Annotated in this window: 19 protein-coding genes and 1 tRNA gene; 14 read left to right on the top strand and 6 right to left on the bottom strand. The window is 60.6% G+C overall.

Features of this window, described 5'->3' with window-relative positions; all coding sequences use genetic code 11:
* From T370_RS25765 to T370_RS0118315, 3 genes are all read right to left on the bottom strand, one after another.
* Positions 1 to 251 (bottom strand): hypothetical protein (locus T370_RS25765; RefSeq protein ID WP_211250535.1); only part of this gene is annotated, 251 nt, incomplete at its 3' end.
* A gap of 48 nt (positions 252 to 299) precedes the next feature.
* Positions 300 to 1,187, bottom strand: coding sequence for a histidine racemase CntK family protein (locus T370_RS0118320; protein ID WP_029436605.1), 888 nt, complete (start codon positions 1,185 to 1,187; stop codon positions 300 to 302).
* Between the two features lie 18 nt (positions 1,188 to 1,205).
* Positions 1,206 to 1,601: a VOC family protein gene (locus tag T370_RS0118315; RefSeq protein WP_029436604.1), complete on the bottom strand. Its 396-nt coding sequence runs from the start codon at positions 1,599 to 1,601 to the stop codon at positions 1,206 to 1,208.
* A gap of 325 nt (positions 1,602 to 1,926) precedes the next feature.
* Here T370_RS0118315 and T370_RS0118310 point away from each other — a divergent pair, with 325 nt between their 5' ends.
* The 7 genes from T370_RS0118310 (at position 1,927) to T370_RS0118280 (ending at position 7,301) form a co-directional block, all read left to right on the top strand.
* Entirely contained in the window at positions 1,927 to 2,805 is an 879-nt protein-coding gene (locus T370_RS0118310; protein ID WP_005028800.1) for a YicC/YloC family endoribonuclease, read from the top strand.
* A 2-nt stretch (positions 2,806 to 2,807) separates the two neighbouring features.
* Positions 2,808 to 3,065: a DUF370 domain-containing protein gene (locus tag T370_RS0118305; RefSeq protein ID WP_005028799.1), complete on the top strand. Its 258-nt coding sequence runs from the start codon at positions 2,808 to 2,810 to the stop codon at positions 3,063 to 3,065.
* A complete protein-coding gene (gene gmk, locus T370_RS0118300; protein WP_029436603.1) occupies positions 3,058 to 3,690 on the top strand; it encodes a guanylate kinase in 633 nt (210 codons plus the stop codon). Before T370_RS0118305 ends, gmk begins: the two co-directional genes overlap by 8 nt.
* Before the next feature lie 4 nt (positions 3,691 to 3,694).
* The gene (gene pyrF, locus T370_RS0118295) at positions 3,695 to 4,393 is read left to right on the top strand and encodes an orotidine-5'-phosphate decarboxylase (protein WP_029436602.1); all 699 of its coding nucleotides are present in this window, start codon (positions 3,695 to 3,697) and stop codon (positions 4,391 to 4,393) included.
* A 308-nt stretch (positions 4,394 to 4,701) separates the two neighbouring features.
* Positions 4,702 to 6,417 (top strand): single-stranded-DNA-specific exonuclease RecJ, encoded by a 1,716-nt coding sequence (gene recJ, locus T370_RS0118290; protein WP_005028796.1) that lies wholly within the window; start codon positions 4,702 to 4,704, stop codon positions 6,415 to 6,417.
* A gap of 102 nt (positions 6,418 to 6,519) precedes the next feature.
* Positions 6,520 to 7,110: a peptidylprolyl isomerase gene (locus T370_RS0118285; RefSeq protein ID WP_009379859.1), complete on the top strand. Its 591-nt coding sequence runs from the start codon at positions 6,520 to 6,522 to the stop codon at positions 7,108 to 7,110.
* A gap of 115 nt (positions 7,111 to 7,225) precedes the next feature.
* Positions 7,226 to 7,301: transfer RNA gene (locus T370_RS0118280), tRNA-Phe, on the top strand.
* Positions 7,302 to 7,510: 209 nt separating this feature from the next.
* Here the strand turns inward: T370_RS0118280 and T370_RS25235 are convergent.
* The 3 genes from T370_RS25235 to T370_RS0118265 form a co-directional block, all read right to left on the bottom strand.
* A complete protein-coding gene (locus T370_RS25235; RefSeq protein ID WP_005028793.1) occupies positions 7,511 to 7,663 on the bottom strand; it encodes a hypothetical protein in 153 nt (50 codons plus the stop codon).
* A 1-nt stretch (position 7,664) separates the two neighbouring features.
* Positions 7,665 to 8,378 (bottom strand): hypothetical protein, encoded by a 714-nt coding sequence (locus T370_RS0118270; protein WP_016360552.1) that lies wholly within the window; start codon positions 8,376 to 8,378, stop codon positions 7,665 to 7,667.
* Between the two features lie 567 nt (positions 8,379 to 8,945).
* Positions 8,946 to 9,242 (bottom strand): hypothetical protein, encoded by a 297-nt coding sequence (locus T370_RS0118265; protein WP_005028790.1) that lies wholly within the window; start codon positions 9,240 to 9,242, stop codon positions 8,946 to 8,948.
* Positions 9,243 to 9,436: 194 nt separating this feature from the next.
* Here T370_RS0118265 and rpsF point away from each other — a divergent pair, with 194 nt between their 5' ends.
* The 7 genes from rpsF (at position 9,437) to T370_RS0118230 (ending at position 14,703) form a co-directional block, all read left to right on the top strand.
* Positions 9,437 to 9,739 (top strand): 30S ribosomal protein S6, encoded by a 303-nt coding sequence (gene rpsF, locus T370_RS0118260; RefSeq protein WP_005028789.1) that lies wholly within the window; start codon positions 9,437 to 9,439, stop codon positions 9,737 to 9,739.
* Between the two features lies 1 nt (position 9,740).
* Positions 9,741 to 10,004 (top strand): 30S ribosomal protein S18, encoded by a 264-nt coding sequence (rpsR, locus tag T370_RS0118255; RefSeq protein ID WP_005028788.1) that lies wholly within the window; start codon positions 9,741 to 9,743, stop codon positions 10,002 to 10,004.
* Between the two features lie 11 nt (positions 10,005 to 10,015).
* Positions 10,016 to 10,531 carry a 50S ribosomal protein L9 gene (rplI, locus tag T370_RS0118250; RefSeq protein WP_005028787.1) on the top strand — a complete coding sequence of 172 codons (516 nt, stop codon included), beginning with the start codon at positions 10,016 to 10,018 and terminating at the stop codon, positions 10,529 to 10,531.
* A 97-nt stretch (positions 10,532 to 10,628) separates the two neighbouring features.
* Positions 10,629 to 12,026: a replicative DNA helicase gene (dnaB, locus tag T370_RS0118245; RefSeq protein ID WP_005028786.1), complete on the top strand. Its 1,398-nt coding sequence runs from the start codon at positions 10,629 to 10,631 to the stop codon at positions 12,024 to 12,026.
* A gap of 17 nt (positions 12,027 to 12,043) precedes the next feature.
* On the top strand, positions 12,044 to 12,985 hold the full coding sequence (gene epsC / locus T370_RS0118240; RefSeq protein WP_005028785.1) for a serine O-acetyltransferase EpsC: 942 nt from the start codon (positions 12,044 to 12,046) through the stop codon (positions 12,983 to 12,985).
* 2 nt (positions 12,986 to 12,987) lie between these two features.
* Complete coding sequence (locus tag T370_RS26140) at positions 12,988 to 13,110, top strand: hypothetical protein (protein WP_009379867.1); 123 nt, start codon at positions 12,988 to 12,990, stop codon at positions 13,108 to 13,110.
* 372 nt (positions 13,111 to 13,482) lie between these two features.
* A complete protein-coding gene (locus tag T370_RS0118230; RefSeq protein ID WP_029436600.1) occupies positions 13,483 to 14,703 on the top strand; it encodes a YgeY family selenium metabolism-linked hydrolase in 1,221 nt (406 codons plus the stop codon).
* Positions 14,704 to 14,772: the final 69 nt, after the last annotated feature.

The raw sequence follows: 14,772 nt of genomic DNA, 5'->3' as shown, positions 1-14,772 counted from the left end.
TTCCCCTCCCCCTCCCCAGACCCCACCCCCTTCTCTTCAAAGACTTTCACGTTTATCGAATCCCTGTCCCCAGCGTTCCCTGAAGCCCCCCTTAAAACAGTATTTCCAAGATAAAAACACTCTATACCGCAAAAAATACCAGACATAAAAACAGAGAAAGGCGGGACGCGTTCAAAGAACGTCCCGCCTTTCTTTTTGTCCCGGCTTGAGGCCTGTTCTGAAAAAATGACGAAATTCGGCCTCCTCGTCAAGCTGCCGCCTCATCCAACGGAACTCCCGCCGCGCAGCCTCCCCGCCAGTCAAAAGTCTTGGGAAGAGGAGGGATGGGGGTCCCCCCCGGTTCTCCCTTCTCCATCCAGACATTCCACAAAAACGTCCCCCCGGGCTATGCGCTTGACAGGCCCGCCGACCCACGCGGCCCAACCTCCGGGATAGGCGGATCCGTCCGGCACGACACGCAGCGGCTCACCGCCCGGCTGCATCAGCGACAGCTCCCCCCCGTCGCCGTAAACGCCCCGGCAGACGATGGACGCAGCCAATGTCCCGGAACCGCAGGCCGTCTCGGCGTAGGTCGTCCCGGTCCCGCGTACCCATACAAAAGGCGTAATCCGCAGGCCGGACGGTTCACGATGAAGCCAGATGCACCCGGCGGCATCCTCACCCAGCAGCCCGAAACGGGCAAACAGCGCGGCGGTGTCCCGATCCTTGTCGGCGGGGAGCGGATGCGCGGCGGCATCCAGCACCAGATGCGCAATGCCCGGCACCCGGACAAGATACATGCCCGGAGCCACGTTCTCCAACGGGGGCGCTTGCGGCAGATCCAAGAGGACGGAGGACTCGAAACGGTGGGCGGCCAGACGCCGGACGTGGACGCGCAGGCGTTCCGGCATCCCGGATACGCTCACGATCCCGCCAAGCCCGCCGCTTTCCGGGCTGAGCTTCCCCTCTTCGGCAAGCAGCGCCGCAAAGGCACGGGTCGCGTTCACGCAGAACTCCCCGCCCATCATGTCCAGCCTCGGGACGGGAGCGGCGGTGTCCACATACCCGGCCTGCTCCGCTTCCAGATGCCCCGGCGCAATGATTTCGGCGGCGACGCGGGCCCTGTCCGCCGGAGACAAGGAGGACTCCCGGACAAGAATGGTCGTGTTTCCGCAAGGAGAATACTTCGTGAAAGGCAAAACGCGCATGACAGACCTTGCGGAAGCTCAGGCTTCCGTATAATTCGCCACTTCGATCAAATTTCCGTCAGGGTCACGGAAATACACGGAGGTAATGGGCCCGAGGGCGCCTTCGCGCCGCACCGGCCCCTCTTCCACAGGGACACCATTGGCTTTGAGGTGATCCAGCATTTCAACGGCCGGCGTCCGGGAAAGGAAGCACAGATCCGCCGTGCCCGGAAGAGGATTGTGGGCCTGAGGGGGATACCCCTTGCCCACTTCATGAAGATTGATCTTACGGTTGCCGAACGAAAGGGCGGTGCGCCCGTTGCCGAACGTGAACGGCGTCATGCCGAGCACCTGCTGATAAAAACGGCACGTAGCCTTGATGTCGGCGACTGTAAGCACCAGATGATCGAGGTCTTCCACGCAAAGAACGGCCATAGGCATCCCATCCTGTTGCTTGATTAAGAACGTGAAGAAAAGCGACGGGCGGATTTCCACGCGCGGCATTCCACGGCCGGAACAACTGCCAAAACCCGCTTCAAAAGACAAAATACCTTGTATTATCTGGAAAAGAACAATAAACGCCGAAAAACGGCGGACAGGTTCCTTTCCACGGCATATTCCCATATCGGATTGAGGATATACTGAAATCAAACGGGAAGCCAGTGCCGGACAAACCACTCCCGCTCTTGTGCCGAAAAACTTTATGCCGTAACATAATGCGGATAGCCATCCCCAACGCTGATAGCCCGAAGGAGGACCTATGTTGCGGAGTATGACCGGCTTCGGCCGTTGCGTCATGGAAGACGCGGACTGGACGCAAACGTGGGAAATACGGAGTGTAAACAACCGCCATCTGGATCTCAAATGGCGGCTTCCTCTTCAGGCGCGGGGGCTGGAATCCCGTCTGGAACGCGTGGTCCGGCGCTTTGCCGCGCGGGGCCGCATGGAAATCACCCTCACGCTCCAGCAGCGCGGCGCGGCGGCCAACCTCCGTTTTGACGCGGCGCAGGCTTCGGCCATGCTGGATCAGGTGGCCGCGCTCGCGGACCTGCACGGGGACACCTTCGAGCCGGACTACAACGCCCTGTTCGCCATCCCCACGCTCTGGGAACGCGAAAGCGAGGACGGGGACGACGAAATGGAAGAACGCCTCGAAGAGGGCCTTATCGCCGCGCTTGAGGACTGGAACGAATCCCGCGAAACGGAAGGCGCGGCACTGGCCCGCGACATGACCTCCCGCATCGCCCAGATGGAAGAATGGGTTTCGCGCATCGACGAACGCGCGCCCGAGATCAAGGAAGAACGGTTCGCCGTGCTCCGCGAGCGTCTTTCCGAAGCCCTCGCCGCCGTCAACGGTGAACTGGAAGAAGGCCGCTTCCTTCAGGAAATGGTCGTCCTCTCGGACAAGCTCGACGTCAGCGAAGAACTCACCCGCCTCCATGCCCATCTGGAACGCCTGCGCGATCTCCTTGAAATCGGGACCGACGCCGGACGGCGCCTTGACTTCACGCTTCAGGAGTGCTTCCGCGAAATCGCCACCTGCGGCAACAAAATTCAGGACGCCCAGACGTCCCGCCTTGTGGTGGACTTCAAGAACGAACTGGAAAAATGCCGCGAGCAGGTCCAGAATTTGGAATAACCATGTCAAAAGAACGGATCATCAACCTCGGGTTCGGCAATTTCGTGGTCGCTTCCCGCGTCGTGGGCATCATCAACCCGGCGTCTTCTCCCATGCGCCGCCTGCGTGAGGATGCCCGCACGGAAGGCCGCCTGGTGGACGCCACCCAAGGCCGGAAAACCCGTTCCATCATCATAACCGATTCCAATCACGTGATCCTTTCCGCCATCCTGCCGGACACTCTGGGTCAACGTTTCATGCAGGAGGAGGACAATGCCTGATACGACGCCAACCATAACCGCCCGCTCCGGAGTGCTGCTCGTCGTATGCGCTCCTTCAGGGACGGGAAAGACAACGCTCATCCAACGCCTGCGGGACGAATTCCCGAACTTCGCCTATTCCATCTCCTGCACCACCCGGGCCCCGCGCGGCCATGAAACGAACGGCGAGGACTACCATTTCCTTTCGGTCGAAGAATTCCTCCGCCGCCGGGAAGCCGGATTTTTCGCGGAATGGGCCAACGTGCACGGCAATTATTACGGGACGCCGCTGGCCCCCGTGCTCGAAACCCTGAAAGCCGGGCAGGACGTCCTGTTCGACATCGACGTTCAGGGCGCGGCCCAGCTGCACCTTTCGCTCCCGCGCGGGCAATACGTCTTTCTCCTGCCGCCGTCCCTGAGCGAACTGGAACGCCGGCTGCGCGGGCGCGGCACGGACGACGAGGCGAGCATCGCCCGCCGCCTGTCCAACGCCGCCTCCGAAATCCGCCAGGCCCACTGGTTCGATGCATGGATCGTCAACGACAATCTGGACAAGGCCTATGACGAGCTGCGCGCGGTCTACCTTGCCTCGACGCTCCACCCCGCACACCGCCCGGGGCTGGCAAACACCATTCTGGAAGGATGAACTCATGGCGCAACTCATTGTAGCCCTCGACTATACCAACGCCGAAGACGCCCTCGCCACCGCCGAATCCCTGCGCGGCTGCCCAATCTGGATGAAGGTCGGCCTTGAACTCTTCACCCACGAAGGCCCCGCCGTCGTCAAGAAGCTCAAGGATATGGGCTTCAAGGTCATGCTCGACCTCAAGATGTTCGACATCCCGAACACGGTCGCGGGCGGCGTGCGTTCGGCCTGCCTCATGGGCGTCGACCTCATCACCCTCCACGCGCTCGGCGGGGAACGCATGATCCATGCCGCCGTCGATGCGGTCAGGCAAAGCGCCGAGGAAGGCGGCCCCAAGCCCCTGCTCTTCGCGGTGACCGTGCTCACCAGCATGGCCCCTGGCGAACTGCCCGGTTATGGAGAGAACCTTTCCGGCCTTGCCGTCGATCTCGCGGCGGGCGGCCAGGCGTGGGGGCTGGACGGCGTGGTCTGCTCCGGCCACGAAGTCGAAGCCATCAAATCCCGCTGCCCCGGCCTGATGTGCCTGACGCCCGGTATCCGCCCGGCATCCGGCTCCGCTTCCGACGACCAGCGCCGCATCATGACGCCCGCGCAGGCCGTGCGCATCGGCAGCGATTTCCTCGTCGTAGGCCGCCCCATCACCAAGGCCCCCGTCCCCGCCGATGCGGCCCGGGCCATTCTGGACGAGATGGAAAAGGCGTAAACGCGAATGTTGGGAGGGAGAGGGGAACCCTTCTTTAGAGGGGGCTCCCCCCCCCTCCCAACACCCCACCCTCTCCCCTCCCAAGACTTTCGCGCGCGGTATCCAGCCTGTCTTCATATGCGGGAACGGGCCGATCGGAATCCATCCCATTGAACTTTTTTGGATTCTTCAACTCCTGACGCGCAGCCTCCCCACCAGTCGAACGTCTTTGAAGAGGAAGGGGGAGGTTCGGAGGGGGAGGGAGAAACTTTCTACAGAAAGTTTCTCCCTCCCCCTCCGAGTTCAACATCCAACACACTGGTATCACCATGAAAATATGGAAATTCCGCAACCAGCCCGATAAGGGTCCCTGCCCCGCCGGATGGGCGGACAAGCTGGGTGTCCCTCAGGTCGTAGCCGACCTGCTCTGGCAGCGCGGGCTGGAAACTTCCGCTCAAATGGATTCGTTCCTCTCGCCGGGGCTGCGCCACCTCGCACCCCCGGACTGCTGGCCCGGTATGCAGGAAGCGGTCGACGCGCTGGAACAAGGCATCCGCGAAGGCCGCAACGTGCTCATCTGGGGCGACTACGACGTGGACGGCATCACCGGTGCCACGCTCATCCTGCAAACGCTCCGCTTCCATGACGTGCCCTCCACGGTACACCTCCCGGACAGGCGGAAAGAAGGCTACGGCCTCAACATCCCTGAAATCGAACGCCTCGCCGCCGAAGAAGGGCCGGGCATCCTGCTGACCGTGGACTGCGGCATCAGCGATGTGAAGGCCGTGGAACGGGCCAGGGAGCTGGGCTTCATGGTGGTGGTATCCGATCACCACATGCCGCCCGAGGAGCTGCCGCCCGCCCACGCGATCACCAACCCGCGCCTCAGCGAAGACAACCCCTGTCCGCATCTGGCGGGCGTGGGCGTGGCCTTCTTCCTCATGGCCGCCCTCAACGGCAAGCTGGAAGCCATGTCGGGCAAGCGCATGGACATGCGGCAGGTGCTGGACCTCGTGGCACTCGGCACGCTGGCGGACATGGTTTCGCTCACGGGGCAGAACCGCATCCTCGTCAAGAACGGCCTGCTCAAAATCGCGGAGGCCAAACGCCCCGGCCTCGCCGAGCTCAAGGGGGCCAGCGGCTTTTCCCCCGTGGCGGCCCTCGGCGCGGGACAGGTGGTTTTCAATCTCGCCCCGCGCATCAACGCCGCCGGGCGTCTGGGCAGCCCCACGCTGGCCCACGACATGCTGCTCACACCCTCGCACGACGAGGCAGCCAAACTGGCCCAAACGCTGACCTCCCTGAACGACGAGCGCCGTTCCGAAGAAGACCGCATCTACAAAGAAGCGCTTGAACAGGCCGAGGCCAACCCAAAACGGCTGGGCTTCGTGCTGTACGGCAAGGACTGGCATCAGGGCGTCATCGGCATCGTGGCTTCGCGTATCGTGGAAGTCTACTACCGCCCAGTGCTGATTCTCTGTTCCGACGGGGAAAGCCTGAAAGGATCAGGCCGCTCCGTTCCGGAATTCGACCTCCACGCGGGCCTCACGCGCTGCGCCGACATGCTGCTCGGCTTTGGCGGGCACAGGCAGGCCGCAGGGCTCCGTATCGCTCCCGGCCGTCTGGACGAACTGCGCGAGCGTTTCGATGCCGTCATCCGGGAGGAGCTCGGGGAGGCACCGCTCACGCCATCCTTGAAGATTGATGCGGAAATGCCTTTTTCGCAGGCCTCGGATTTTACCGTGCTGAAGGGGCTCGAACTGCTCCAGCCCTTCGGCATCGGCAACCCCGAGCCCATTTTCGCCTCGCTGCCCCTGCGGGTGAAAAAGCGCAAGGCGTTCGGCCATTCCCGCGAACACATCTCGCTTGAGGTGACGGAAGAAGGCTCCGGCATCACCTTGCAGGCCAAGGCATGGCGGCAGGCGGATCAAATCCCCGAAAGCATACAGGGGCAGCGCATCCGGCTCGCGTATACGCCGGGCATCAACGCCTACAACGGCATCGCCTCGGTCGAACTGCGCGTCAGGGACTGGGAAGTGCTGTAGCCGGGGAGTGCGCGTAATCCGCTTTTCAAGCGGCATCCTCTTCCCTATACTAGGGGGAGCCGCCGCATCCGGCGGACTCTTTCATCTTTTATGGAGACAATCATGCAGAGCATCCGTATCGCCGTTCTGGCGCTCGCCCTGTGCTTTGGCGCGAGCCTTCTGCCCGTTCAGAGCCATGCCGCCGCGCCCCTGCCCAAAGTCAAAATCGAAACCAGCATGGGCGACATCGTCGTTGAACTGAACCCCGCGAAAGCGCCCAAAACCGTCAGCAACTTCTTGTATTACGTGAAATCCGGCTTCTACAACAACACGATCTTCCACCGCGTCATCAACGGATTCATGATTCAGGGCGGCGGCCATACCGCCGACATGCAGGAAAAGGCCAACTCCCGCAAGCCCGTGGTCAACGAAGCCGGGAACGGCCTCAAGAACGACGCCTACACCATCGCCATGGCCCGTACCAACGATCCCGACTCCGCCACGGCGCAGTTCTTCATCAACGTGGCGAACAACGACTTCCTGAACCACAAGAACGAAACGCCGTCCGGCTACGGCTATGCCGTGTTCGGCAAGGTCATTCAGGGGCAGGACGTCGTGGACCGTATCAAGAGCGTATCCACCGGCAGCTACGGCCCCTATCAGGATGTCCCGAAAACGCCCGTGATCATCAAGAGCATCGTGCCTGTCCAATAGCTGATTTTTCTCATACGTTTTCCGCGTATTAGAGACATTTCGAAAAAAATTCGGAAAAAAAGCGAAAAAAAGCTTGCCAAGACGGGAGAGTTTGCGTAGTTACTCTCCCTGTCGAGCCGGGGTAGCTCAGTTGGTAGAGCAGGGGACTGAAAATCCCCGTGTGGGCAGTTCAATTCTGTCCCCCGGCACCACTTGGAAATACAGGACTTGTGTCTTATGGGCACAAGTCCTTTTTTCGTATCTGTCTGCGTACCCTTCTACCCGTTCTGCCAATACGACGAGCTACGGGTTCTCCTCACAATGCCTTTGAGGGAGCGCCCTGTTTCTCATCCCCTTTCGTCTTGCCCACAAGAAAAATCGAATCTCTATGTTTCATTGACTCATAGTGGTCAGCTTACCGCTATTGCCTTGTCTTGTTCAAAGCAAACAGGATGCTGTTGTAGATATGCTCAAGCGATTTTTCATCGGTTTGAGACAGGGCTTCAATCAGCCTTTCTTTGATCTCGCTCGCTGCAAGGGGGCTCTTATCAAAAATAAACAGATAAGGCGCCAACCTAGCCCCTCGCCTGCCGCGAACCGGCCCACGCGAGGATCAGGCCGAGTACCGCTCCGAGCAAGGCGGCGAACAACACCCGGAAGGCTTCTGGCAGCAGAAACGTAATGGTATGGACGGGGATCCAGAAGAAGAGCACGGTGCGGAACAGCACCAGCCGCCACATGACGTCCCAGTTGACGGACTTCAACAGCCCGCCGACGTCGGGAAGGTGCCACAAGCAGCGCAGCGTCCCCTCATAACGGGCGATATGCAGATCGCTGACCTTATGGGCCACCATGAGGACCGGTGCAAACAAGGTGTTCAGGCACAAACTGATGGCAAACGCCGTGAGCAGTTTCTCCGTGCCGAACGGACCGGCCAGCGCACGCGCGGCCCAATCCATGCCGATCCGGGACATGGCCAGCGGTACGCCAGCGGAAAAAATCATGAACGCCAGCGTGATGCATATACCGAGAACGCCCCATGCCAGCGCGCGGGGCACGAGGCCGAAACGAGGCGGCAGGTAACGCCCTACCAGCATCCGCTGCGCAAGGCTTTCCCCGAACGTTGCGAGCAACGCGAACTTGCAGAATCCCGCCGCAAAGGGGTGCGCATCCGTCAGGGCCACATACGCCCGCAATACGGTATCGGAAAGAAGCAGAGACAAGACGAGAACAAGGCCGCACCCAAGACACCAGCGATCCGCCGGACGGTCCAAACGAAACCCTTTCATGGATTTTACCTCGAAGCAAACGGTCCTGATCCGGGAAATTCAACGCCAAAGGCATCTCAGCGCCAGCGAAGACAAAGAGCCAAGCCCACCCTCCGTTACCCAGAGATAACTGTCATTCCTCAATGGCAATGGCAATGCCTACGATGGTTCTCTTCTTTTATAGTATCCAACCCGGCGAAATCGCACAAGCGGTTAATGGCACACACCACATTGCTCTCTTCAGGTGCTGAGATGAAAACCGACAGCGGCATTAACCTCATGCTCAGCCCAAAGGGAGTTGCTTTTCGTCCAATTACGGTAAAAATCGTGGTAAAACAGATGAATATCCCCATAACCCCACCAGGCCTTCACGTGACGTTTTGAGGTGTTTTCCTCCGACCCTGCAAAGGAAACCTTCCGTCTATCGCTGAATACAAAAAACCGCGCAACGGAACTCCCGTCGCGCGGCCTCCCCGCCAGTCGAAAGTCTTTGGAAGATGAGATGAGGGAGGGCCGGGGGAGGGGAGAAGGAACCTTTCCTCGGAAAGGTTCCTTCTCCCCCGCGCGTCACTCTCCCCCTTCCGAACCTCAGCAAATCCCGCCGACCGTATCGGCCTGCTGCAACTGCTCTTCAAGCACGGCGTCCTGTGCGGCCTCGAACGTGCGGAGGCTCTTGTCAAACAAACGCATGTAGTACAAAGAATTGCCGAAAAGAGCGACCATAAGCGTACCCGCCTCGATTTCCTCGGGCGAGGTATACGACTTGCGATTGCCTTCCATTGTCTCAAGAGCCGACCCAAGCTGTTTGATCAGCTCTTTGATGCCCATCTGCGGGACGTCCACACCGTCGACCTCACGCGTCGGGTACTTCCTTTCCGTATCCATAAGCCCTCCTCCAAATAGGTTGGCCGATCCTTTATGATGATTGTCCGTTTCGCACAACCCGTTGCACAAAAACGGGCAGCGGCTTGACAGAGCGCTTCCGTTTGCGTATTGGGTTGTGTTCTGCCTTGCCTGTTTCATCGCGCCCAAGAGGGCGACTCTGGGAACAGGCCATAGTCCACAAGGAGGATCTTGGCATGAGAAAGTTTGAAACCTTGCTGCTCCTTTCCCCGGAGCTGGCTGCCGATGCGCGTGAAGCGTTGCTTGGCACCTTCACGGGTGTCATCGAACGCGCCGGCGGTCGGTTCACCGCGGATCACTGGGGTATGCGCGACCTCGCCTACCCTGTCCGCAAGCAAATGCGCGGCTACTTCGTGCGCCTCGAATATGTCGCCCCCGGCGACACCGTGGCCGAACTCGAACGCATCATCCGCATCAGCGACGGCGCGTTCAAGTTCCTTACCGTAAAGCTGGCCGACGCGGCCGAGGAGGTTGCGTAACATGGCCTTCAAGAAAAAGTTTGCTCCTCGTCGCAAGTTCTGCCGCTTCTGCGCCGACGCGGATCTGCCGCTGGATTACAAGCGCCCCGACATCCTGCGCGACTATATCACGGAACGCGGCAAGATCATTGCCCGCCGTATCACTGGCACCTGCGCCAAGCACCAGCGCCTGCTCTCCACCGAGATCAAGCGCGCCCGTCAGATGGCTCTGCTGTTCTACACCGCCGGCCATTCCTCTGACGTGAAGAAAAAGAGCAACATCTAAGGAGACCCGGTATGAAAATCATTCTTCGTGCCGATGTGGAAAACCTGGGTCGCCTTGGCGATGTGGTGACGGTTAAGGCCGGTTATGGCCGCAACTACCTGTTGCCTCAGGGCCTGGCCATGCTGGTCACCCCCGGTAACCTCAAGGCTTTTGAACTGGAACGCAAGAAGCTGCAGGCCCGTATGGACGCCCTGCGCGCCGCCGCCGACGACATCGCCGGCAAGCTGGAAGGCCTCGTTCTTCCGATCGTCATGCGCGTGGGCGACAATGACAAGCTCTACGGCTCCGTGACCACCGCCATCATCGGCGATGCGTTGACCGCTCAGGGCATCGAAGTGGATCGTCGCCGCATCCTGCTCGACCATCCCATCCGTACCCTCGGCGATCACCCCGTCCGCGTGCGTCTGCATGCCGACGTCGTCGCTTCCCTCACCGTGAAGGTTGTCTCCGAAGACAAGGCGCACCTCGTTGAAGAGGAAGCCGCCGAAGCTCCGGCCGAGGCCCCGACGGAAGAAGCCGCCGAATAGTTTCTCGCGCCGCCCCCGGTTTTCCCTGGGGGCGGCGACTCGGCGGTGAGCTCCTCTGCTCTTCTTTTTCACGCGTCCCCAACAGAGGAATTTCCGCATGGCATCCCCTGCCGATCCCAACCGGGCGACGAACGATCTGCTTCGTCGAGTCCCCCCCCACAGCGTTGAGGCCGAACAGGCCGTTCTGGGGGGTATTTTTATCCGTAACAGCGTCTTCCACACGCTCGTGGACACGCTTTCCTCCGACGATTTTTACCTCCCCGCGCACCAGACGCTGTACACCTGCTTCCTCGAACTCTATCGCAAAAACGCGCCCATCGATCTCGTTTCGGTAGCCAGCTACCTCAAGGATCATGGACAGCTCGAAGCAGTGGGCGGAGCGGCCTACCTTTCGGAACTGGCACAGACCGTCGTCAGCGGGGCCAATGCCGAATATTATTCCACCATCGTCCGCGACAAGTCGCTGCAACGCTCCCTCATCGGCGCGTGTTCCGACATCATCAGCAACTGCTTTGACCAGTCGCGCAGCGTGGATGCCCTGTTGGACGAGTCCGAACAGGCCGTCTTTTCCATCTCGGAACGTACCTCCGGCAAGGTCTTCAAAAGCTCCAAGGAACTGGTCAACCGCGTTTTTGAGGAACTGACCAAACGCTTCGAGCAGAAGGAAGCCGTCACCGGCGTCACCACAGGCTACAACCGCCTTGATCAGATGACCGCCGGGCTCCAGCCTTCGGACCTTATCATCGTTGCGGCCCGTCCCTCCATGGGCAAGACCGCCTTCGCCCTGAACATGGCCATGCGCGCCGCCGTGCAGGACAACGTGCCCGTCGCCATCTACTCCCTCGAAATGTCGATGGATCAGCTCATGATGCGTATGCTTTGCGCATGGGGCAAGGTGGATCTGGGGCACCTGCGCCGGGGCTATCTCGACTCCGAGGAATGGAGCAGGCTCTATCACGCCGCCGACGTGCTCGGGCAGGCCCCCATCTACATCGACGACACGCCCGCGCTCTCGCCGCTGGAACTGCGCGCCCGCACCCGTCGGCTCAAGGCCGAATCCGGCGTGGGCCTGGTGATGGTGGACTACCTCCAGCTCATGCGCGGATCCAAGCGGACGGACTCCCGCGAACAGGAAATTTCGGAAATCTCCCGCTCGCTCAAGGGGCTGGCGAAGGAAATGGATATTCCGGTCGTGGCGCTTTCGCAGCTCAACCGTAAACTGGAAGAGCGCACGGACAAACGTCCGCTGCTGTCCGACCTCCGCGAGTCGGGCGCCATCGAACAGGACGCCGACGTCATCATGTTCATCTACCGCGACGAAGTATACCACAAGCAGCCCGACAACCCGCACAAGGGCTCGGCGGAAATCATCATCGGCAAGCAGCGCAACGGCCCCATCGGCACGGCGACGCTCGCCTATCTTGGCTCCTACACCGCATTTGAGGATCTCGAACCCGGACTGTCGCCCCAGCCTTCCGAAGCGGGCGGCGAATAACCTTCCCGAGGTACGCCATGAAACCACTCGCTCCCATAGCGCCAACGTCCATGCCCGATCTGGATCTCGTCGTGGAACAGTTGTGCGCGCCTTCCTCGCTTGAGACGGTTCTGCACCATCCGCTGCACGATTCCCCCATGCCCTCGCTCGAAGAACTCGGCGAGATCATGTCGCGCCTCAAGGCCACGCTCTTTCCCGGCTATTTCGGCGTTTCCTGCGTGCATGTGGAATCCATGCGCTACCACCTCTCGGCCAATCTGGACTCCATTTTCCGCAAGCTGGCCGAACAGATCCGGCGCGGCGGCTGCTTCGCCTGTGCAAGCTACGCCACCGACTGCATGAGTTGCGAAGAAGTGTCCATGCGCAAGGCCATGGAGTTCATGCAGCGCCTCCCCCACATCCGCCGGCTGCTGGCGTCCGACGCCAAGGCGGCCTATGAGGGCGATCCCGCCGCGACCAGCGCCGGGGAAACCATTTTCTGTTACCCCTCGCTACTCACCATGACGCACCACCGCATCGCGCACGAGCTGTACAACCTCGGCGTGCCGGTCATCCCGCGCATCATTTCCGAGATGGCCCATTCCGCCACCGGCATCGATATCCATCCGGGCGCGACCATTGATGAAGAATTCTTCATCGATCACGGGACAGGCGTGGTCATCGGCGAAACCGCCGTCATCGGCAAGGGGTGCCGCCTCTATCAGGGCGTAACCCTCGGCGCGCTGTCGTTCCCCAAGGACGGCGACGGCGTGCTGGTCAAGGGCGTTCCCCGCCACCCCATCCTTGAGGACAACGTCACCGTGTACGCCGGGGCGACCATCCTTGGACGCATCACCATCGGCAGCGGTTCAATCATCGGCGGCAACGTCTGGGTGACGAAGGACGTGCCCGCCGGAACGAAGCTCGTACAGAAGCTTTCCGCCCAGCCCACCGAAGAATCGCTTATGGGCAAGGCATAGCCATGAGAGCGCTGCTGCTTTGCGCCTGCCTTCTCGCCCTGCTTCTCGCCGGGTGTTCCGAGTCGGCCACCGTACGCGCCAAAGGCCAGTGGGAAGGCAGCGTATCGACGGGCGGATCGTTTTAATCTGTGATTGGATTGCTAACCGGGGGAGGGGGAACCCTTCTGGAGAAGGGCTCCCCCTCCCCCGCCCCCCCTCCTCTCTCCCTCCCAAGACTTTCGACTTTATCGAATCCCCCTTTCCGGGGAGTTCGTATGAAAAGGGCCTGCTCCTTTGCGGAGGCGGCCCTTTCTTATTTTCATCCAGGCACCGTCGTTGCGGTTTCCCGAAATGAGAATTTTCTCAAACTGAGAAGCCTTTTGGAATGTCAGAGGACGTGGAGACTCGTTTAATCGGTTTGTTTTATACGCTATCATGAAGGCTCATAACGTTGGCCCGACAATTGCTTTCTTGGGAAATAGACCGGACATCCGGCATCATTCCTCTGGAGGCTTCCCATGAGCACCGTCGATTTTTCCCGTGTTAACGAACTCGCCAAAAAGTATGAACCGGAAATGACCCGATTCCTGCGCGATATGATCCGCATCCCGAGCGAAAGCTGCCAAGAAGAAGGCGTGATCCGGCGTATCAAGGAAGAAATGGAAAAGGTCGGCTTCGACAGGGTCGAAATCGACAAGATGGGCAACGTCCTCGGCTTTATCGGAAGTGGCCCCCGCATCATCGCCTTTGACGCGCACATCGATACCGTGGGCGTCGGCAACCGTTCCAACTGGACCTTTGATCCCTACGAAGGCTACGAAGACGCCGAAACCATCGGCGGGCGCGGCGCGAGCGATCAGGAAGGCGGCATGGCCAGCATGGTTTATGCCGGGAAGATCATCAAAGAGCTTGGCCTGTGTCCCAAGGACTGCACCATCGTCATGGTCGGAACCGTGCAGGAAGAGAACTGCGACGGCCTGTGCTGGCAGTACATCATCAACGAAGACGGGCTGAAGCCCGAATTTGTGGTATCCACCGAACCCACCGACGGCGGCATCTATCGCGGCCAGCGCGGGCGCATGGAAATCCGCGTGGACGTAAGCGGCGTATCCTGCCACGGTTCCGCCCCGGAACGCGGCGACAACGCCATCTACCGCATGGCCCACATCATGACCGAGCTTGAACAGCTCAATGCCCGGCTCGCGGACGACCCCTTCCTCGGCAAGGGCACCCTCACCGTTTCCCAGATTTTCTACACCTCGCCCTCCCGCTGTGCGGTGGCGGACAGCTGCGCCATTTCCGTGGACCGCCGCCTGACCTTCGGCGAAGACAAGGATCTCGCCATTTCCCAGATTGAGAATCTGCCCTCGGTCAAGGCCGCCGGAGACAAGGCCAAGGTGTCCATGTACACCTACGAAGTCCCCTCGTGGACCGGCCTCGTCTACCCCACCGACTGCTACTTCCCCACGTGGGTCCTGCCCGAAGACCATGTGGTGACGAAATCCACCGAAGAGACTTACCGCAGCCTGTTCGGACGCGAACCCCGCACCGACAAGTGGACCTTCTCCACCAACGGCGTGTCCATCATGGGCCGCTACGGGATCCCGGTCGTCGGCTTCGGCCCCGGCAAGGAAAAGGAAGCCCACGCTCCCGACGAAAAGACGTGGAAACAGGATCTCATCGAGTGCGCGGCCCTGTACGCAGCCTTGCCAGCAACTTACGTCGCCAACTCCAACTAAATACAGGCAACTCCCTGCGGGCCTCCTCCCCACCAGTCAAAAGTCTTGGGAAGATGAGGGGAGGGGGTC

It is taken from the genome of Bilophila wadsworthia ATCC 49260 (assembly GCF_000701705.1).
GTDB classification, from domain to species: domain Bacteria; phylum Desulfobacterota; class Desulfovibrionia; order Desulfovibrionales; family Desulfovibrionaceae; genus Bilophila; species Bilophila wadsworthia.
This window is presented reverse-complemented; position numbering and strand designations above follow the sequence as displayed.